At 66.0% G+C, this 20199-nt stretch carries 18 protein-coding genes; 2 read left to right on the top strand and 16 right to left on the bottom strand.

Annotated features, from left to right (window positions below; genetic code table 11):
- The first annotated feature begins 100 nt into the window (after positions 1 to 100).
- Positions 101 to 1327 (top strand): acyl-CoA dehydrogenase, encoded by a 1227-nt coding sequence (locus JL811_RS03335; protein WP_202686912.1) that lies wholly within the window; start codon positions 101 to 103, stop codon positions 1325 to 1327.
- Positions 1328 to 1394: 67 nt separating this feature from the next.
- Here JL811_RS03335 and JL811_RS03330 read toward each other — a convergent pair whose 3' ends face one another.
- The 11 genes from JL811_RS03330 to JL811_RS03280 all read right to left on the bottom strand — a co-directional run bounded on the left by JL811_RS03330 (position 1395) and on the right by JL811_RS03280 (position 13765).
- Positions 1395 to 2150, bottom strand: a complete 756-nt coding sequence (locus JL811_RS03330) for a LamB/YcsF family protein (protein ID WP_202686910.1) — start codon at positions 2148 to 2150, stop codon at positions 1395 to 1397.
- The gene (locus JL811_RS03325) at positions 2151 to 3218 is read right to left on the bottom strand and encodes a 5-oxoprolinase subunit C family protein (protein WP_202686908.1); all 1068 of its coding nucleotides are present in this window, start codon (positions 3216 to 3218) and stop codon (positions 2151 to 2153) included.
- Positions 3215 to 3964, bottom strand: coding sequence for a 5-oxoprolinase subunit B family protein (locus tag JL811_RS03320; protein ID WP_202686906.1), 750 nt, complete (start codon positions 3962 to 3964; stop codon positions 3215 to 3217). The genes JL811_RS03325 and JL811_RS03320 overlap by 4 nt, the downstream gene beginning before the upstream one ends.
- Positions 3965 to 4061: 97 nt before the next feature.
- Positions 4062 to 5144, bottom strand: coding sequence for a phospho-N-acetylmuramoyl-pentapeptide-transferase (mraY, locus tag JL811_RS03315; protein ID WP_202686904.1), 1083 nt, complete (start codon positions 5142 to 5144; stop codon positions 4062 to 4064).
- 3 nt (positions 5145 to 5147) lie between these two features.
- Positions 5148 to 6653, bottom strand: a complete 1506-nt coding sequence (locus tag JL811_RS03310) for a UDP-N-acetylmuramoyl-tripeptide--D-alanyl-D-alanine ligase (RefSeq protein ID WP_202686902.1) — start codon at positions 6651 to 6653, stop codon at positions 5148 to 5150.
- A gap of 169 nt (positions 6654 to 6822) precedes the next feature.
- A complete protein-coding gene (locus JL811_RS03305) occupies positions 6823 to 8301 on the bottom strand; it encodes a UDP-N-acetylmuramoyl-L-alanyl-D-glutamate--2,6-diaminopimelate ligase (protein ID WP_337924702.1) in 1479 nt (492 codons plus the stop codon).
- A 19-nt stretch (positions 8302 to 8320) separates the two neighbouring features.
- Positions 8321 to 10108: a penicillin-binding transpeptidase domain-containing protein gene (locus tag JL811_RS03300; protein ID WP_202686900.1), complete on the bottom strand. Its 1788-nt coding sequence runs from the start codon at positions 10106 to 10108 to the stop codon at positions 8321 to 8323.
- Positions 10105 to 10461 carry a cell division protein FtsL gene (ftsL, locus tag JL811_RS03295; RefSeq protein ID WP_202686899.1) on the bottom strand — a complete coding sequence of 119 codons (357 nt, stop codon included), beginning with the start codon at positions 10459 to 10461 and terminating at the stop codon, positions 10105 to 10107. The genes JL811_RS03300 and ftsL overlap by 4 nt, the downstream gene beginning before the upstream one ends.
- The gene (rsmH, locus tag JL811_RS03290; RefSeq protein WP_202686897.1) at positions 10461 to 11489 is read right to left on the bottom strand and encodes a 16S rRNA (cytosine(1402)-N(4))-methyltransferase RsmH; all 1029 of its coding nucleotides are present in this window, start codon (positions 11487 to 11489) and stop codon (positions 10461 to 10463) included. The genes ftsL and rsmH overlap by 1 nt, the downstream gene beginning before the upstream one ends.
- Positions 11490 to 11492: 3 nt before the next feature.
- Complete coding sequence (locus JL811_RS20235) at positions 11493 to 11999, bottom strand: division/cell wall cluster transcriptional repressor MraZ (protein WP_202686896.1); 507 nt, start codon at positions 11997 to 11999, stop codon at positions 11493 to 11495.
- 686 nt (positions 12000 to 12685) lie between these two features.
- On the bottom strand, positions 12686 to 13765 hold the full coding sequence (locus JL811_RS03280; RefSeq protein WP_202686894.1) for an Mrp/NBP35 family ATP-binding protein: 1080 nt from the start codon (positions 13763 to 13765) through the stop codon (positions 12686 to 12688).
- A 258-nt stretch (positions 13766 to 14023) separates the two neighbouring features.
- Here JL811_RS03280 and JL811_RS03275 point away from each other — a divergent pair, with 258 nt between their 5' ends.
- Positions 14024 to 14239 carry a DUF1127 domain-containing protein gene (locus JL811_RS03275; RefSeq protein WP_202686893.1) on the top strand — a complete coding sequence of 72 codons (216 nt, stop codon included), beginning with the start codon at positions 14024 to 14026 and terminating at the stop codon, positions 14237 to 14239.
- A 616-nt stretch (positions 14240 to 14855) separates the two neighbouring features.
- Here the strand turns inward: JL811_RS03275 and JL811_RS03270 are convergent.
- The 5 genes from JL811_RS03270 to JL811_RS03250 form a co-directional block, all read right to left on the bottom strand.
- Positions 14856 to 15662, bottom strand: coding sequence for a glycoside hydrolase family 25 protein (locus JL811_RS03270; protein ID WP_202686892.1), 807 nt, complete (start codon positions 15660 to 15662; stop codon positions 14856 to 14858).
- 94 nt (positions 15663 to 15756) lie between these two features.
- Complete coding sequence (locus JL811_RS03265) at positions 15757 to 16833, bottom strand: NAD(P)/FAD-dependent oxidoreductase (protein ID WP_202686890.1); 1077 nt, start codon at positions 16831 to 16833, stop codon at positions 15757 to 15759.
- A gap of 84 nt (positions 16834 to 16917) precedes the next feature.
- Entirely contained in the window at positions 16918 to 18024 is a 1107-nt protein-coding gene (locus tag JL811_RS03260) for a BMP family ABC transporter substrate-binding protein (RefSeq protein WP_202686888.1), read from the bottom strand.
- A 90-nt stretch (positions 18025 to 18114) separates the two neighbouring features.
- Positions 18115 to 19047: an ABC transporter permease gene (locus tag JL811_RS03255; RefSeq protein WP_202686886.1), complete on the bottom strand. Its 933-nt coding sequence runs from the start codon at positions 19045 to 19047 to the stop codon at positions 18115 to 18117.
- Positions 19047 to 20135, bottom strand: a complete 1089-nt coding sequence (locus JL811_RS03250) for an ABC transporter permease (protein ID WP_202686885.1) — start codon at positions 20133 to 20135, stop codon at positions 19047 to 19049. Before JL811_RS03250 ends, JL811_RS03255 begins: the two co-directional genes overlap by 1 nt.
- Between the last annotated feature and the right edge of the window lie 64 nt (positions 20136 to 20199).

Raw genomic sequence — 20199 nt, 5'->3', positions numbered from 1 at the left:
GTTCATGCGGAATACTCATGAACCTGTAAAGGCAATTCATTTGAACACAGGCCGGGATTCGGCGTAGGAAGGTCAGGAAAACCCGATCCGGAGACCGCAGATGGACCAGACCGCCCGCCCCAAGCTGAAGCCCAAGGATGCCCCGGATCTGGGCCGTTTCGACTGGGAGGACCCGTTCCGGCTGGAGGATCAACTGACCGAGGAGGAGCGGATGCTGCGCGACGGCGCCCGTGCCTATGCGCAGGAAAAGCTGCAGCCGCGCGTGACGGCGGCCTATCGTGAGGAGGCCACCGATCCCGCGATCTTCCGCGAGATGGGGGAGATGGGCCTTCTGGGCGTCACGGTGCCCGAGGAATATGGCGGGCTGGGCGCGTCCTATGTCGCCTATGGCCTGATCGCGCGGGAGGTGGAACGCGTCGACAGCGGATACCGGTCCATGATGTCGGTGCAGTCCAGTCTGGTGATGTATCCGATCCATGCCTATGGGTCCGAGGCGCAGCGGCAGAAATACCTGCCGAAACTGGCCAGCGGCGAATGGATCGGCTGTTTCGGCCTGACCGAACCCGACGCGGGCTCGGACCCGGCGGGGATGAAGACCGTCGCGAAAAAGACCGCCAATGGCTATGTGCTGAACGGCGCGAAAATGTGGATCTCGAATTCTCCGATCGCAGATGTCTTCGTGATCTGGGCGAAATCCGAGGCGCATGACGGCAAGATCCGCGGCTTTGTGCTGGACAAGGGCATGAAAGGACTGTCAGCGCCGAAGATCGGCGGCAAACTGTCGCTGCGCGCCTCGATCACCGGTGAAATCGTGATCAAGGATGTCGAGGTCGGCGAGGATGCCCTGCTGCCGCATGTCGAGGGGCTGAAAGGGCCGTTCGGATGTCTCAACCGCGCGCGCTATGGCATTTCATGGGGTGTCATGGGGGCTGCGGAATTCTGCATGCAGGCCGCGCGGCAATACGGGCTGGACCGCAAGCAGTTCAACCGCCCCCTTGCCCAGACCCAGCTTTACCAGTTGAAGCTGGCCAATATGCTGACGGATATCAGCCTTGGCCTGCAGGCCAGCCTGCGGGTGGGCCGCCTGATGGATGAGGCCAATGCAGCCCCCGAGATGATTTCCATCATCAAGCGCAACAATTGCGGCAAGGCGCTGGAAATCGCGCGCTGGTCGCGCGACATGCATGGCGGCAACGGCATTCAGGAGGATTTCCAGATCATGCGCCATATGGTCAATCTGGAAACCGTCAACACCTATGAAGGCACGCATGACGTCCATGCGCTGATCCTTGGCCGCGCCGTGACGGGGTTGCAGGCGTTTTTCTGATCGCGCCTATCGGTGCAGCGGGGGAGAACGCGCCCCGCTGCCCTGACCAGCATTCCGCGTAAAACCTTCAGAACCGCGCGATCCGGACCCCCGCCGCCTCAAGCGCGCGGCGCAGCCCCTGCGCCATGGGCAGGGCGCTCTCACCATCACCATGCAGACAGATCGTGTCGATCCGGGTCGGGATGCGCCGTCCGTTGCGGCTGATGATCGCGCCTTCGCGCAGCATCTGCAGGATCCGCCCGGCCGCGCGGTCGGGATCGGTCAGTACCGCCCCCGGGCTTCCCCGCGCCACAAGGGTTGCATCATCCTCATAGGCGCGGTCGGCGAAGATCTCACCGGCCCAGGCGCAGCCCAGATCACGCGCCGCCTGTTCCATTGCCGTGGCGGCCAGCACCATGACCGTGATCCCCGGTGCGACCCGCAACGCGGCCTCAAAACAGGCCCGCGCGATTCCGGCATCCTCTGAGGCCATGTTTGACAATGCGCCATGCAGTTTCAGATGCCGGATTTCGCTGCCCATCGCCCGGGCCATGCCCTGTGCTGCCCCCAGTTGATAGGCGATCAGATTGCCCAGCTCCCCGGTCGAAACTGCCATCCTGCGGCGGCCAAAGCCCTGAAGATCGGCAAAACCCGGATGCGCACCGATGCCGACGCCCCGGTCCTGCGCCAGCCGCATCGTCGCGGCCATCACATCGGGATCGCCCGCATGAAAGCCGCAGGCGATATTGGCCGAGGTCACGATATCCAGCAGCCCCGCATCATTGCCCATCCGCCACGGCCCGAAACTTTCGCCCATATCGGCATTCAGATCGACGCTTGGCATTCACTTCCCCCTGTCCAGATCATCACCCGCCGTCACGCCCCCGACCAGTTGATAGGCCAGCAGATCGGGTATCGTCGCCGGATCACGGATCACCGGGCGCGCGGTGCGGCGCAGCGCCGCCAGCATTGCCTGCGGATCGGGGCGCAGGCGGTCCGCCTCGTCGGTGGTGACCCAATGGAATCGCAAGGGCGCACCCGGTCCGGACTGTGAAGCGCGCGGAATATCGGCGCCGATCACCGTGCCGATGCGCGGATAGCCCCCGATGGTCTGACATTCGGCCAGCAGGATATAGGGCAGCCCGTCGCCGGTCATCTGCACATCGCCCGGTCCCACGAAATCCGAAACCAGCCCGGCCGCTGCGGCAGTACTGAACCCCGCCCCCGGATGCTCCAGCCGCATGCCCTGCCTGTTGGCCTGCGCGCCACGGCGAAAGTCGGTTTCCGCCAGCCGGGCGCGGCAAGAGGCATCGAAAAGCCCGGTCTGCGGTCCGGGCGCGATGCGCAGGCTGCCCCCCGAAAACCGGTCGGCCACCGCCAGGGCGATCATCGGTAAGGCGGGGTCGGGATCAGGGCCGAATTCCAGCACGTCCCCGGCTCGCAGAACCGATCCCAGCCCTGCCGCCAGATGGGCCGACGGACTGCCCAGCAGCAAAGGCGCGCGCAGCGGCGCGGCAAAGGTCAGATAACCATATTGACCCGCCGTCGCGCCTCCGATGGACAGAACCTGCCCTGCACGCAGCCAATGGGCGCGGTTCCAGTCCAGCCGTTGCCCCTCGATTTCCGCCTGCATCGGCGCACCGGTCAGGGCAAGACGCAGGTCGGCCCCGGCCCGAAAGCGCCCGCCAAACCCTGCCAGTTCCAGCCCCGGGCCGGGCTGCGCCAGTCCCAGCACCGCCGCCGCCTCCAGAAGCGCCAGCGGATCCGCCGCACCGCCCCGCGACAGGCCCTGCGCGATATGGCCGGGCCGCCCGCCATCCTGCACGGTCACCTGCGGCCCGATGCTCAGCACCGTCAACCGTGCCGCGTCTTTCGCCGCATTTGCAGCATTCGTGCCCGATGCGCCCGTCATGCCAGAGACTCCAGCCTTGCCCCGCCCAGCCCGTCACCGCCTTCCAGCGCGGCAAGCTCGGCCTCGGCCACCGGGGCAAAGCGGATCGCATCGCCCGCCCGCAGGGCAAAAGGCTGGGCCCGGTCAGGCAGGAAGGGCCGGAAAGCGCAGCGCCCGGCCTGCCGCCAGCCCGTGGCCGACGCATTGGCGAACAGCACCACCTGCCGCACTGCCACGACAAGCGCCCCTGCGGGCACCTGCGGTGTCAGGGCGGTCTGGCGCGGAATGTCCCAGTCGGGCGGCAGCAGGCCCAGATAGGGCTGACCCGGGGCGAAACCGATGGCCAGCACCCGCAGATCCGCCGCGCAAAGACCGGCCACCGCCGCCGCCTCGGTCTGACCGGTCAGGGCGGCAAGTTCGGCCAGTTGCGGCCCGGCCTGCCCGCCAAAGGCCGCCGGGACCGTCCAGCGGCGCAACACCGGGGCGGGGGGGGGATCGGCAGGCATGTCGAGAAACGGCGACAGCCTGGCCAGAAATTCCGCCCGCGACACAAGCGCCGGATCAAAGCGCAACCAGACCGAGGCAAGCGCGGTCGCCATTTCGGCCATGCCCTGCGGCGGGGCCGCGCGCAGGGCGGCGGCAAGGGCCTGCACCCGGGCGCTGGCAGCATCGCTGGCGCGCAGGGCGACGCGCAGCACCACCCCGTCCGGCCCCAGCGGCAGGATCTCGGGCCGGGTCGGGCTGCGGGTCTGCGGGTCGTCGGTCATGCGCAATCGGGCCTGTCGCCTGTCTTGTGCCCCGCCTGTGGGCACCGGATGCAGGCTAACAGGCTTTGCCGCCGGGGCCAGCCCCGGCGCACGGCTTTCAGCGCAGTTTCAGCGTCGCCAGACCGATCGCCGCAAGGATCAGCGAGATGATCCAGAAGCGGATCACGATCTGCGGCTCGGCCCAGCCCTTCTTTTCGAAATGGTGATGGATCGGGGCCATCAGGAAGACGCGCCGCCCGGTGCGCTTGAAATACAGCACCTGAATGATGACCGACAGCGCCTCGACCACAAAAAGGCCACCGACAATCGCCAGCACGATCTCATGTTTGGCGCAGACCGCGATTGCGCCAAGCGCACCGCCAAGGGCCAGCGATCCGGTATCGCCCATGAACACCGCAGCAGGGGGCGCATTATACCACAGAAACCCCAGCCCGCCCCCGAACAGTGCGGCGGTGAAAATCAGCAATTCCCCGGTGCCGGGCACGAAATGGACGCCCAGATAATCGGTGTAATTGAAGTTCCCGACGATATAGGCAATCACGCCCAGCGTGCCCGCCGCGATCATCACCGGCATGATTGCCAGCCCGTCCAGCCCGTCGGTCAGGTTCACCGCATTGGCCGCGCCGACGATGACGATCATGCCGAAAGGGATGAAGAAAATCCCCAGATCCACCAGCACATTCTTGAAGACCGGCAGCGCCAGTTGCCCCGCCAGTGCCTCGGGATGCGATGCGGCGGCGAACCAGCAGGCCAGTGCCGCGATCAGCAGACCCAGAAGGAACCGGACACGCGACGAGACGCCCTTGGTGTTCTGTTTCGAGACCTTGGCATAGTCATCGGCAAACCCGATCAGACCAAAGGCCACCGTCACCCCCAGCACGATCCAGACATAGGGATTGTCGAGCCGTGCCCAAAGCAGCGTCGAGAACAAAAGCGCCGACAGGATCAGCAGCCCCCCCATCGTGGGCGTGCCCGCCTTGGCCAGATGGGTCTGCGGCCCGTCCATGCGGATCGGCTGTCCCTTGCCCTGACGGCGGCGCAAGAGGTTGATCAGCGGCCGCCCGAAGATGAAGCCGAAGATCAGCGCGGTCGCAAAGGCCATGCCCGCCCGGAAGGTGATATAGCGGAAGAGGTTGAACACATCTCCGCCGTCTGAAAACTCGGTCAGCCAGTAGAGCATCCGTTACGTCCCTTCGGTTCGGCCCGCCGTCGGTTGCCCCAATTTCCGCAGGGCGTCAACCACAAGGCTGACCCGGATCCCCTTGGAGCCCTTGACCAGCAGAATATCGCCCGCATCAACCAGCGCCGGGGCCATGGCGGCCAGATCTTCGGCCCGTTCGACCCAATGGCCACGACGATTGCGCGGCAGGGCGGTGTGCAGGGCGCGCATTCTTGGACCGACGCAATGGACAAGGGCCACCTGCGCCAGCGCCGGGTGGGTGGCGATGGCGGCGTGAAGGGCGGTTTCCTCGGGGCCAAGTTCCAGCATGTCGCCCAGAATGGCGATGCGGCGCCCCGTGAGCAGCCGTCCGATACCATGGGTCGGCGCGCAGGCCGCCAGCAGGTCAAGGGCCGCCGCCATCGAGGCGGGATTGGCATTGAACGCGTCGTCGATCAGTCCGAATTCCAGCCCCTCGACCGGATCCAGCAGGATAGTTTCGCGCCGGCCGCGCCCCGAAGGCGGCGCCCAGCGGCCCAGATCGGTGACGGTGATCGTCGGATCGAACCCCAGCGCATCCGAGGCCGCCAGCACCGCCAGCGCATTGGCTGCGAAATGCCGCCCCGGCGTGGACAACTTGAACAGAAGATCCCGGCCCGTCGGGCCACCGGCCCCGCCCTCCTCGCCCGGCAGGGCGGGGGCATGGGCGCGGGCAATGGTCGCGCTATCGGTGACCTGCACATCGGCCAGCCGGTAATCGGCCTGCGCATGGCTGCCGAACATCAGCGTCGTCACCCCGGCCAGTGACGCCACCGAAGTCAGGATCGGCGTCACCTCAAGATCCGCGGGCAGCACGGCAATGCCCGACGGCTCCAGCCCGTCAAGGATCGCGGCCTTTTCGCGGGCAATCGCCTCAAGACCGCCAATCGCGGCAAAAGCCTCCATATGGGCGGGGGCGACGGTGGTGATCAGCGCCAGATGCGGGCGGGCCAGACGCGCCAGCGGCGCGATCTCACCGGGATGGTTCATGCCGATTTCCAGCACCGCGATGCGGGTTGCGGCGGGCATCCGCGCCAGCGTCAGCGGCACGCCCCAATGGTTGTTGTAACTGGCCTCGGCCGCATGCAGCGCGCCCTGCGCCTCGAAAGCCGCGCGCAGCATTTCCTTGGTCGAGGTCTTGCCGACCGACCCGGTGACCGCGATCACCCGGGCATCCGGTGCAAGGCGCGCGCGCCCGGCAGCGCCAAGCGCTGTCAGCGCCGCCAGCACATCGGGCACGACCAGAAGCGGCGCATCGGCCGCCAGCGCTTCGGGCCGATACGAGACCATTGCCCCAGCCGCCCCCTTTTGCAGCGCCTGCGCCACGAATTCATGCCCGTCGCGCGCATCCTTCAGCGCCACGAACAGATCGCCCGGCTGCAAGGTCCTAGTGTCGATTGATATTCCCTGAACGTCAAAGCTGCGCGCGGCCCGACCGCCGGTTGCGGCTTCAATCTCGGCCGAGGTCCAGAGAGGGGTTAGGTCGGTCATGTCATCATCTCCTTTCTCGGGTTGCAAATCCTTGGGTCAGGCGGGGCGCAGCGGGGCTTTGCGCCCCCAAAGATGCGGGCGCGCCTTACCCCCTGCGCGGTATCTGGACAAAGGTGAAGGCGACAGGGGAATTTTCGCGCTGATGCGGCAGGCCTTGCGGTGCCGGGCATCAGATCAGCCCGTCCAGCGCCGCGACCGCGACCGAGGCCTGTTCGACATCGTCGAAAGGATAGGTCTGGCCTGCGATGGTCTGCCCGCTTTCATGGCCCTTGCCCGCGACCAGCAGCGCATCCCCCGGCCCCAGCGCATCAACCCCGCGCAGGATCGCCTCGGCGCGGTCGCCGATCTCATCGGCCTCGGGACAGGCGGCAAGGATCGCGGCGCGGATCGTGGCAGGATCTTCCGAACGGGGATTGTCATCGGTGACATAGAGCACATCGGCATTTTCGGCAGCCGCCTGCCCCATCAGCGGGCGCTTGCCCCGGTCACGGTCGCCACCGGCGCCGAAGACGACCACGATACGCCCCATCACATGCGGACGCAGCGCACGCAGGGCCGTGGCCAGCGCATCGGGCGTATGGGCGTAATCGACATAGACCGCCGCGCCATTGGTCCGCGTCGCGGCCCGTTCCATCCGGCCCCGAACCCCCGACAGGCGGTGCAGCACAGACAGCACCGCCTGCGGATCCTCACCCGCGCCGATGGCAAGCCCGGCGGCAAGGGCGGCATTCGCCGCCTGAAAGCCGCCAATCAGATCCAGCCGGACCTGATGCGGCTGGCCCGCCCATTGCAGGCGCAGATCCTGTCCGGTGGCATCGAACCGCTGACCAAGGATGCGCAGATCCGCCCCGGCCCCTTGCCCCACGGTCAGAACCCGCTGCCCCCGCCCCCGCGCCAAGGCCACCACATCGGCACCGCGCGGATCATCCAGATTGACCACGGCCACGCCATCCTCGGGCAGAAGCCGGGTAAACAGCCCCGTCTTGGCGTCAAAATAGGCGTCAAACGTCTTATGGTAATCCAGATGGTCCTGCGTGAAATTGGTGAAGCCCGCCGCGCGCAGCCGCACCCCGTCAAGGCGGCGCTGGTCCAGCCCGTGCGAGGAGGCCTCCATCACGGCATGGGTGACCCCGGCGCCGGCCGCATCGGCCAGCATGGCATGCAGGGTCAGCGGTTCGGGCGTGGTATGGGGCGATGGCGCGGTCCATGCCCCTTCGACCCCGGTGGTGCCGATATTGATCGCGGCATGGCCAAGGGCGGCCCAGATCTGCCGGGTGAACGTCGCGACCGAGGTCTTGCCATTGGTGCCGGTCACTGCAGCCATGCAGTCGGGCTGCGCCCCGAACCACAGCGCCGCCGTTGCGGCAAGGGCGGCGCGCGGATCCTGCGCCACGATGACGGCGGGGCGGTATCGCGTGATCACCTCGGTGGCAAGGGCGGCCCCCTCGGCATCGGTCAAAAGCGCCACCGCCCCCCGGGCAAGCGCCCCCTCGGCATAGGCCGCGCCATGGATCACCGATCCGGGCAGCGCGGCAAACAGCACCCCCGGCCCGGCCTTGCGGCTGTCGATGCATAGGCCCGTCACTGCGGGATTCGCCCCGGCGCGCGCCGTCAGGCCAAGGTCGGAAAGCGGTCTGGCCACGGTCACGGGGGCATCCTTTTTGTCGTCAGTTGCGCCGTGCTGATACCGCATCCGGTACGAGGGTTTCAATCTGTGGCCGCACCCCCAGCAACGGGGCGACGCGGCGCACCACCTCGGCGGCGACCGGCACGGCCGTCCAGCCGGCGGTGCGGCGCGGCTCGGGTCCGGAGGTATCGACCGGTTCATCCAGCGTGACGATCAGCACATAGCGCGGGTCCTCGGCGGGAAAGATCGAGGCGAAAGTATTGATAACCTTGTCCTTGTAATAGCCGCCCGTCCGCTTCGGCTTGTCCGCCGTGCCGGTCTTTCCGGCGATGGCATAGCCCGGAACCTCGGCATAGCTGGCGGTGCCCTCGGTCACGACCTTGCGCAGCATCTCGACCGAGGCCTGCGCGGTACGTTCCGACATCACCCGAACGCCCTCGACCGTGCCTTCCCGGCGCAAAAGCGTCGGCTGGACCATCACGCCCTTATTGGCAATCGCGGCATAGGCGGTGGCCAGATGCATCGGGCTGGCCGACATGCCGTGACCGTAGGAGGTGGTGATCGTCACAATTTCGGGCCAGCGCGCCGGGATCAGCGGACGCGCACCGGGGGCCTCGGACAGTTCCAGCGAGGTCGGCGCGAAAAAGCCCAGCCTGCGCAGGAAGGATTGCTGCCGTTCGGCCCCGATCTGCAGCGCAAGACGCGCCGTGCCGACATTCGAGGATTTCACGATCACATCGGTCACCGACAGTTTCGGCCCGTAATTCTTGCGCTGAAACTCATTGATCGTGTGTTTGCCCCAGCGCATCGGCGCATTGGCATCGACCATCGTATCGGGATTGACGAGCCCCAGTTCCAACGCCTGCGCGGTGGCAAATATCTTGAAGGTCGAGCCCAGTTCATAGACGCCCTGCACTGCGCGGTTGAACAGCGGGCTGTCGGCGGGATCGCCCTTGACCAGCGGATTGGGCCGGTCATTCGGATCGAAATCGGGCAGCGAGACAAGGCTGAGAACCTCACCCGTGCGCACATCCATCAGGATGCCGGCCGCGCCCTTGGCATTCATCATCACCATGCCCGCATCCAGAACTTCGCGCATCGCGGTCTGCACGGACAGGTCGATGGACAGCGCCAGCGGCTGCGAGGCAAGTGCGGGATCGCGCAGGCGCGCATCCATCGCGCGCTCGATCCCCGCTGTGCCGATCACCTCGGCGGAATGAACGCCCTCGGCCCCGAAGGAACTGCCGCCAAGGATATGCGCGCCCAGCGTGCCATTGGGATAAAGCCGCATGTCGCGCGGCCCGAACAAAAGGCCCGGATCGCCGATTTCATGCACGGCCTGCATCTGTTCGGGGCTAAGCTTGCGGCGCAGCCAGAGGAAGGACCGGCCATCGGTAAAGCGGCGTTCCAGATCCTCGGGCTTCATCTCGGGAAACAGCGCGGCCAGTTCCCGCGCCACACGGGGCGGATCAATCATCTGTTTGGGATGGGCATAAAGCGCATGGGTCGACAGGTTGGTGGCCAGAAGCCGCCCCTTGCGGTCGGTGATATCGGCGCGGGCGGCGCTGATCTGCGCGCCCGAGGCAAAACTGCGCGGTTCCTCGGGGACCGAAGCCGCCAGATCGCCCATCCGCAGCCCGACCACGGCAAAGCCGACAAAGAAGGCAAAACCGAGGATAAGCAACCGCCCCTCCGCCCGGCCACGCTGCCGGTCGCGGCTGGCCTCTGCGCGCAGGCGCTTGTTCTCGGCCTCGATATGGTCGGGGTTCTCGCCTTTCTCGCGGGCCGACAGGATCCGGGCAAGCGGGCGCAGCGGGGTGCGGGTCACAGCGGATCCCCCTCGATGGCGGCGGCGATATCGACCGGGTTGAGATCAGCAGGCAACAGCGGCGGCGGCGGCGGGAAGGCCACCTGATCGACGCGGCCGAACTGTTCCGGCTCCATCGGCAGAAGGCCCAGCCGGTCGAAATTCAGCACCGCCAGATCGCGCAGCCGGTCGGGCCGGTTCAGATAGGCCCATTCCGCCCGCTGCAGGTTCAGCGATTCCCGCAGGCCGACAATTTCCTGATTGAGGGCCGAAACCTCGCGCAGGGCGGCCTGTGTGGTGTAATTCTCGCGGTAAGCCCAGAAGGCCAGCGCCATCAGCGCAAGGGCGGCAAGGACAGAGAGGAAGGGGCGCATCAGCGGCGTCCTTTCTTGTTGGCAGCAGGAAGAAGGGGCACGCCCAGTTCGGCCGGATCGAGCGGACCGGGGGCTGCATCGGTGCGCCGCCCGGCCCGGAGGATCGCAGAACGGGAGCGTGGGTTTTCGGCAAGTTCGGCCTCATCCGGGCCGATGGCCTTGCGGTTGAGAAGCGTGAAACGGGGCGTCTCGGCGGGTCGTTCGGGCGCATAGCGGCTGCCCTGCCCGCCGCCACCGGACCGCGACTGGAAAAACCGCTTCACAATGCGGTCCTCAAGGCTGTGGAAGCTGACCACAGCCAGTACCCCGCCGGGCTTCAGCGCCCGTTCGGCGGCGGCAAGCCCCTCGACCAGTTCCGAAAACTCGGTATTGACGGCAATGCGGATCGCCTGAAAGGCGCGGGTGGCGGGATGGCTTTGCCCAGGCTTGGGGCGCGGCAGGACCGAGGCCACCACCTCGGCCAGCCGCAGGGTCGTGGTAATCGGCTCGGGGCTGCGCGCCGCCACGATGGCGCGGGCGATGCGGCGCGCGGCGCGATCCTCGCCAAAGTGATAGATCACATCGGCAAGCTGTTCCTCGCTGGCGAAATTCACCAGATCAGCGGCGCTTTCGCCCGATTGGCTCATCCGCATGTCCAGAGGGCCATCGCGCAGGAAGGAAAATCCGCGCTCAGCAATATCAAGCTGCATGGAAGAGACGCCCAGATCCAGCACCACCCCGTCCAAAGGGCCGGGCGCATGGGCGTCCAGTTCGGAAAAACGCCCCGCAACCAGCCGCAGCCGGTCGCCGAACTCGGCCTTCAGCGGGGCTGCCATCTCCAGCGCCAGCGGGTCGCGGTCAACCCCGGTCACCCGCCCCGCCCCGGCCGCCAGCAACGCGCGCGCATAGCCGCCCGCACCGAATGTGCCATCCAGCCATTCCCCCGCCACCGGCGCGACAAGGTCGATCAGCGGACGGATCAGGACCGGGACATGCGGCCCGGCGGATTTCGGTTCAACGGAAGGGGCTTCGGGATCACGACGCGGCACGGCTCATTCCTCCGTGTCGACATCGCTCAGCAGCGACAGGATATCAGCGCCTTCGGGCAGGATGTCGTCATCGTCATCCAGCGCATCAAAGACCGCTTCATAGGTATCGCGCCGCCAGATCTGGAACCGGTCAAGCGAGCCTGCCAGAACGATCTCACCCTCGGTGAAGCCGATCTTGTCGCGCACCTTCTGCGGCAGCACGATCCGGCCGTCCTCGTCGATTTCAATGGTCAGCGAACTGATCAGCAGGTCACGCTCGGCCCGCAATCGGGCCTTGGACCCGAAGGGCAGTTTTCTGACCATTTTCGAAAGACGTTCGGCGCCGGTCTGGCTGTAGCCTTCGGCGAACTGCCGGCGCTTGTCGCCGTAAACCATCACGATGCGGGTGCGGGGAAATTCCGGGCTGGGGGAATCGCCAGCTTCAAGGACACGGCGAAAGGCAGCCGGGATAGAGACCCGGGCCTTGCCATCTACCTTCTGGTAGTATTCGCCCCTGAAATCCTCGGCCACGGCCTCGCGTTCCTGTTACCTCGACTGCCCCAACAAGCCCCTTGAAACGGACAACGGCGGATCGGGCTGCTGCCACTGCCCGATCCGCCGCCCTGTCCCGTCTCCGGGAATGTCCGACTGCGCGCGCCACCTGGGGGGATGTCTGCTCGCTCGCGCGCCGGATCCTTTATTTTCGGAAGCAGAGAGGTTGCCTGTATGAGCCTGCTTTTTCGCCATTTCGGGGTCTTTGGTTGCCCCTGTTCCGTGCCGCTCTGCTTCCGTGAAACCTTGATGCCATGGGAATTCATGGGAAGCAACGGATTTCTATGGGTCCAGCTGGGCAAATGCCGCGCAGATCTGGTGCCGGCCCCCTGCGCATTACAGGATATTGTGGCTACTCAGGGGCAATCAGACCAAACTCTGGCGAAAAGCATGTTGAGATACTACCATATATAGTCAAACCGCCAGAATACTCCGCCGCCAGAATTCGTCCCACGTTTTCCCAAGATTTCTCCATTACCGGCCGATCAACGCATCCCCGCATTGAAAAATCGGGGTGAAATCCTCGCGGACTCACCCCGATTCACGGTTCCGGCATCGAAAGTGATTCGGAACGGGATGGCCGCCCCGGGCCTCGTCCCACCCGGTCCCACCTGCCGCCCGCCCCGACCCGGGCGGTGCCACAGACGGGCCCGGAATATCCCGCCTCAGCCCATTCCGCCGTCAATCAGGCGGCGGGCCATCGCGCCATAGGCCTCGGCGGCGGGGCCATCGCCTAGGGCGGCGGGCATGCCCCCGTCCCCGCCCTGCCGCACCGCAAGGTCGATGGGCAACGCCCCAAGGAACGGCAGGTCCAGCGCCTGCGCCTCGGCCGCGACCCCGCCATGGCCGAAGAGATGCGCCTCATGCCCGCAATTGGGGCAGTGATAAAAGGACATGTTCTCGATCAGCCCCAGCACCGGGGTTTTCAGCTTGCGGAACATGTCGATGGCGCGGCGCGCGTCGATCAGGGCCACATCCTGCGGTGTCGAGACGACAATGGCCCCCGTCAGCTGCGTGCGCTGGCACAGGGTCAGCTGGATATCCCCGGTTCCCGGCGGCAGATCAATCAGCAGGACATCCAGCTTGCCCCATTCCACCTGACCGATCAGTTGCTGCAACGCCCCCATGATCATCGGGCCGCGCCAGACCACGGCCTCACCATCATTCAGCATCAATCCGATGGACATGACCGTGACACCATGCGCCTGCAACGGAATGATCGTCTTGCCATCGGGTGAGGCGGGGCGTTTCGACAGGCCCATCATGCGCGGCTGGCTGGGCCCGTAGATATCGGCATCCAGAAGGCCCACGCGCCGCCCCTGCCGGGCCAGCGCCACGGCAATGTTGGAGGAAACGGTGGATTTGCCCACCCCGCCCTTGCCCGAACCGATGGCAATGATCCGGTCCACGCCTGACAAGGGCTGCGGACCGCCCTGTTGCGGGGTCGGATGCTGGCCGATCTTCAGGCTGGGCGGGGCTGCGGCGGGCTTGGCCGCCGGGCCATGCGCGGTCATCACGATCTGAACCGACGCGATGCCGGGCAGCGCGCGCAGCACCGCCTCGGCCTGCGCTTGAACCGGGCCAAGCGCGCGCGCCTCATCGGGGCTGGCGGCCTCGATGACAAAGCGCACCGCACCGCCCTCGACCGACAGCGCCCGAATCAGATCACGCGACACAAGTGTGCCGCCCCCGGGGCAGGCAATGCCCGCCAGCGCCTCAAGGATCCGCTTGCGATCCGCTTCCATGCGTTTCTCCTTTGCCCAATTGTGCGACTCACCTTGTCATTCCGGTCGGAAACGGCAAGCCCGCTTTACTTCAGCGCCTAAATTTAAGGCGATGCGCCTGTTTACGCAGGGTAATTTCAGCACCCAGCCATTCCGATGCTGCATGGCAGCATTGCAGCCAATCGGTATTGTGCAATTGCAGCATAGGGGGCATCTTGGCTTCAACGGCACAGATCGCAACGATCAGAACGCCAGCAGAAAGTAAAGACGAGGCCCATCATGGCTTATATCAGCATCTCCCGCGGTTTCACCGCCAGCCTGTCGGAACGGTTCGACGAGATGGTCAAATCCATCCGCCTGACCCTGCACCGCCGCCGCGTCTTCAAGCAGACGCAGCGTGAGCTGAACGCCCTTTCCTCGCGCGAACTTGCCGATCTCGGCATCCATCGCACGATGATCACCCGTATCGCTCTTGAAGCGGCTTACGGCAAGTAACATGTCTTTGCGAAGGCCCACCTCCTCCCGGGTCTTGTAGCAAAAGCGGCGGCACCCTCTCCTCCTCCCTGGTGTCGCCGCACCTTTCTTCCGGAAATCGCCGAAACGGCAGGTTTCCGAGCCGAATACCGGACGGCCCTTCCTCCTCCCTGGGCCGAAAGGAGCACGCGGCGGCCCCCTCCTCCTCCCTGGGGTCGCCGCAACCAGATACGGGGACATGGATCCCCGGACGGCACGGCCGACCCTCTCCTCCTCCCTGGGTCGGACGGACTGGCGGCATCCCCCTCCTCCTCCCTGGGGATGCCGCAACCAGATACGGGGATATGTGTCCCCGGACGGCACGGCTGGCCCTCTCCTCCTCCCTGGGTCGGACGGACTGGCGGCATCCCCCTCCTCCTCCCTGGGGATGCCGCAACCAGATACGGGGATATGTGTCCCCGGACGGCACGGCCGACCCTCTCCTCCTCCCTGGGTCGGACGGACTGGCGGCATCCCCTCTCCTCCTCCCTGGGGATGCCGCATTCCCCCCCAAGCAAGTCATCCGGATCCGCAGGATTGCCCGTCAGGGCATCCATGTTTGCTGCTTTCATCATGATAAGCGGCTGGAAACGCGCGGCTATTGGCGGCGCGCGGCCAGCCAGCGCTGCCAGTCGCCGACCGATCCCGAAAAGACGTTCAGATCGGTGCGCCCCGGAAAGCCCGGAACCCGGCCCGTGCCGCTATATTGCCAGAAGCGCCAGTCCTGCCCCGGATAGACCTTTGAGGGATGTCCCGCGACCGAGCGCAACCAGAATTCCACCCGGGGCAGGCGGCCCATATCGTTGTCGCGGTAGAAGTCCACCGTCGTATAGACGATCGGGCGCTGCCCGTAATGGCGTTCCAGCGCATCAAGGAAGATCCCCGCCTCGGCCCGCACCTTTGCGCCATCGGGGCGGAGGCGGCATGTGGGTGAATGGGCGTTCCACTCCATATCCAGAACCGGCGGCAGCGCGCCGGGGCTGCGCGGCACATTGGCGATGAACCAGCGCGCCTGTTCGATGGCCGGGCGGCAGAAATAGAAGAAGTGATAGGCGCCGCGCGGAATGCCCGCCCGGCCTGCCCCCTGCCAGTGGCTTCGGAATTCCGGGTCCAGCATGTCGCCGCCCTCGGTCGCCTTCAGAAAGGCAAAGGAGACCCCGGCCTCACGCGCCTGCAACCAGTCCACCCCGGTCTGGAACCGGGCCGCATCAATCCCGTGCACAGGATAGGAGGACGGGTCGCGCCCGTCCCAGGGATGGGGCTTGTCATCGCCGAAACGCGGCGGATTGACGACCACTGCAGGCAGGGCTGCCGCACCGCTCTGCCCTGTGGATTGCGGCGCGCGCGGGCCACAGCCCGCCGCCATGATCGCCACTGCCAGAAACGCCGCCCCGATGCGCCACATGCCTGCCTGCCCCGCCTCTTACCCTGCTTTGCGCGCCAGTCTGTCAGGCGCCCGGCGCAATGTCACCCCGCCCCCGAAGGCAACGCCCGAAGGATCAGCCAAAGCGCGCCGGGGACACCGCCGCCACGATATCGGCCCCGACCTCCGGGGCGCGCCCGGCCACCAGATCGGCGGCCAGAAGGCTTGCGGCGGGGCTGGACTGGAAGCCCTGCCCGCCCTGCCCCGCCAGCCAGAAAAACCCCGGCTCAACCGGGTCCGGGCCGATCACCAGCGCGCGGTCCGGCGCGAAGGTGCGCAATCCGGCCCAGTTCGCCAGCATCCGCGTAACCGGTTCGGTCACGAATTCCTCGTATCGTGCCAGCCCCTCGGCCAGCACCATGTCATCGGCCCAGGCATCATGCGGCACCATCGGATGTTCCTCGGCCGGCGATACGATCAGCGCGCCGGCATCGGGTTTCGCATACCATGTTTCGCCTGCGCCAAAGATCATCGGCCAGCGGCTGACATCATGGCCGCCCGGTGCCGGGATCCGCGCCATCGACCGGCGATAGGGCTGAAATCCCAGCGGGCGCACCCCCGCCAGTTTCGCAATCTCATCCGCCCAGGCCCCGGCGGCATTGATGATCATGCGCGCAGTGAAGGTGCCTGCGGTCGAGGTGACCTGCCAGCCCGCCCCGTCGCGGCGCAGGCCGGTAATGCGCGCATCGGTCACGATCCGCGCCCCTTCGGCGCGGGCCTGCGCGGCGAATCCCTGAATCAGCAAATCGGTGTCGATATCCCAGGCATGAGCGGCAAAGCCCGCACGCGAAAGGACATCGCGTTTCAGCACCGGCACTTTCGCCAGCGCCTCATCCACGGATATTTCGGCGAAGTCCATCGAGGTCAGATCATGGTCAAACTCCGCGACCTCATGCGCGCGCGCCAGCAGCAGCAATCCGCGTTCCGACAGCACGCCCTCGGCCTGCCGGAAATAATCACCCGAGGCGCGCGACAGCGCCACAACCGGGGGAGAGCCGTAATTCGGTTCATAAAGGGCTGCCGAACGGCCCGAGGCGTGCCATGCCAGTGCCGTCTCGGCCTCCAGCAGCATGAGCGATCCAAGCGGGGCCAGACGCGCGGCGGCCGAAACCCCGGCGATGCCCCCCCCGATGATGAGAAAATCCATATCCATGCCGCGCAACCTGCCACGGCTTCGGCGCAAGGAAAAGGGGGGCACAAAGGCCCCCCTTCACCGCATGTCAGCCCGGACCGGCAATCAGTTCGGGATATCGCCCGAAATGCCCTCGACATAGAACTTCATGCCCAGCAGATCCCCGTCGCTGGCGGTTTCACCCTCGGCCAGCCATGCCGAACCGTCCTGCTTGTTCAGCGGGCCGGTGAAGGGGTGATAGCTGCCATCGGCAATCGCATCGCGCAGCGCCTCGGCCTCGGCCTTCACCTCGGCGGGCACGGCCTCGGTGATCTCACCGATCACAACCTCACCGGCGGCAATGCCTTCCCAGCTGTCGATCGATTCCCATGTCCCGTCCAGCAGCGCACCGACGCGCTTGATGTAATAGGGCGACCATTCGTCGATGATCGACGAAACACGCGGGCCAGGGGTGCCATCGGGATTGGTCTTGTATTCCGACATGTCGGAGGCCTGACCGAACCCGATCACGCCGGGTGTCTTGGCGGCCTCGGCCAGCGGCGCGGTCGAATCGGTATGCTGCACGATCACATCGACGCCCTGCTCGATCAGCGCCTTGGCGGCATCGGCCTCTTTCGCCGGATCGAACCAGGTATAGGCCCAGACGACCGAGATCGAGACATCGGGATTGACCTTCTTGGCATGCAGGTAGGTCGCGTTGATGCCCTGGACAACCTCGGGGATCGGGAAAGACCCGATATAACCGATCTTGTTCGACTTCGTCATATGCCCCGCGATAAGCCCGGTCACCGCGCGGCCTTCATAAAAGCGCGCATTGTAGATCGAGACATTCGGATGTTCGCGCTTGTAGCCGGTCGCATGCTCGAACTTGATATCGGGGAACTTCGCCGCGACGTTGTTGGTGGCATCCATATAGCCGAAGGAGGTGGTGAAGATGATGTTGCAGCCCGACAGCGCCATCTGCGTCAGCACACGCTCGGCATCCGCGCCTTCCGGCACACTTTCCTGATAGGCGGTCTCGACACGGTCGCCGAATTCCGCCTCTACGGCCAGAAGGCCCTGATGGTGCTGATAGGTCCAGCCGCCATCGCCGACCGGACCGACATAGACGAAACAGGCCTTGACCTTGTCCATGCCCTGCGCCGAGGCCGCGCCCCCAAGGCCAAGGCCCAGACCAAGGGCTGCGGTTGCCAGCAAAGTTCTACGATTCATGGGGTGCTCCCGGTTGGCGGGGCCTTGTTCCGGCCCCTGTTGGATTTTTGCCGCGCGTCACCGCGCGGCGTTTCTGCGTTTTGCCCCGCGCTAGCGCGAGGCGTGGAAATTCCGGCCCAGTGAGGCGGGCGCGTTCAGCGAGGCCCGGCCCTTGCCGGAGGACATGATGACCAGCACAAGGATGGTTATCAGATAGGGCGACATCGACAAGTATTCGACGGGGATTCGCGCCCCCGCTGCCTGCAGATTAAGCTGCAACACGGTGATTCCGCCAAACAAATAGGCACCGATCAGCACCCGGCCCGGCCGCCAGCTGGCAAAGACAACGATGGCCAGCGCGATCCAGCCCGCGCCTGCGGTGATCCCGTCGGTCCATTGCGGCACGCGCACCAGACTGACATAGGCCCCGCCCAGCCCCGCCATGGCGCCCCCGAACAGAATCGCCATGATCCGGATGCGCGTCACCTTGTAGCCCAGCGCATGGGCGGCATCGGCGCTTTCGCCCACCGCGCGCAGGATCAGACCCATGCGGGTGAAGCGCAGCACCGCCCAGACCGCCGCCACCATCGCGATGGAGGCATAGACCATCCAGTCATGCCGGAACAGGATCCGCCCCAGCCCCGGAATATCGGCCAGCGGCCCCAGCGGAACCACCCCCGTCGCGGGCGGCTTGATGCCGACATAGCCCTGCCCCAGCAGGCTTGACAGTCCCAGCCCGAACAGCGTCAGCGCCAGACCTGTCGCCACCTGATTGGCCAGCAGCACCTGCGTCAGCAGCGCGAAGATCAGGCTCAGCACCGCCGCCCCCAGGGCACCCCCCAGAAAGCCCAGCAGCGGACTGCCGGTCGTGACCGCGGTGATGAAGCCGCAGACCGCGCCCATGATCATCATGCCCTCGACGCCAAGGTTCAGCACCCCCGCCTTCTCGACCACCAGTTCCCCCAGCGCCGCCAGCAGGATCGGCACCGAGGCCACCATCAGCGAGGCGATCAGCACCGCAGGATTGATACCACCGAAATCCATCACGCCACCCCCGCCGGTCCGGCAATTCTGATGCGGTAATTGGACAGAAGGTCCACCGCGAGAAGGAAGAAGAGCAGCATCCCCTGAAAGGCCTGGATCGCCGCTGCGGGAAGCCCCAGCATCAGCTGTGCCAGTTCCCCCCCGATATAGGTGAGCGCCATCAACAGCCCCGCCAGCAGGATGCCAAGGGGGTTGAGCCGCCCGAGAAAGGCCACGATGATCGCCGTGAACCCATAGCCCGAATTGAAGTCGATGCTGATCTGCCCCGCAGGCCCCGTCACCTCGAACAGGCCCGCAAGACCGGCCAGCATCCCCGAGATGCCAAGGCACAGCACCACCAGCCGCGCCGGATTGACACCGGCAAAGCGTGCCGCACGCGGCGCCTGTCCGGCCAGCTTGATCTGGAAGCCAAGGATATGACGCTGCAGCAGGATATAAGCCGCGATCACCGCGATGAAGGCCGCGACCACGCCCCAATGCATCCCCGTCCCGGCAATCAGTTCGGGATTGGCCGAGCTTTCCCAGCGGCTGAGGTTCCGGCTGCCCGGAAAGCCGCCGCCTTCGGGGTTGCGCAGACGCCCCAGCGCCATCGAGGCCAGCAGCGATTGCGCCACATAGACCAGCAGCAGTGAGACAAGGATCTCATTGGTGTTGAATCGTGTCTTCAGGATCGCCGGGATCATCCCCCAGGCCCATCCGCCCAAGCCCCCCGCAATCACCATCAGCGGAAAGATCAGGCGGCTGTCGGCAGGGTAAAGCGCCAGACCCGCCGCAGCCCCGCAAATCGCGCCCATGATATACTGGCCTTCGGCACCGATATTCCAGATCCCGGCGCGGAACCCAAGGCTCAGCCCGACCGCGATCAGGATCAGCGGCCCGGCCTTCACCAGAAGCTGCGGCCGCGAATAATCGGCAAATTGCGGATGGAACAGCGGATCCCAGAAGATCGTGCGGATCGCTGCAACCGGATCCTTGCCCAGCAGCGCGAACATGATCCCGCCCGCGATCATCGTCAGAATGACTGCCAGAACCGGTGTCGCCACCTGCCAGAAGCGCGAGGGGGAGGGTCGTTTTTCCAACCGGATCATGCCGTGCCCCCCTGTCCATGACGCGCGCAACCCGCAGGCATGGCCGCCCCTTGCAGTTCCGGGC

It is taken from the genome of Szabonella alba, from assembly GCF_016765775.1.
GTDB classification, from domain to species: Bacteria; Pseudomonadota; Alphaproteobacteria; order Rhodobacterales; family Rhodobacteraceae; genus Szabonella; species Szabonella alba.
This window is presented reverse-complemented; position numbering and strand designations above follow the sequence as displayed.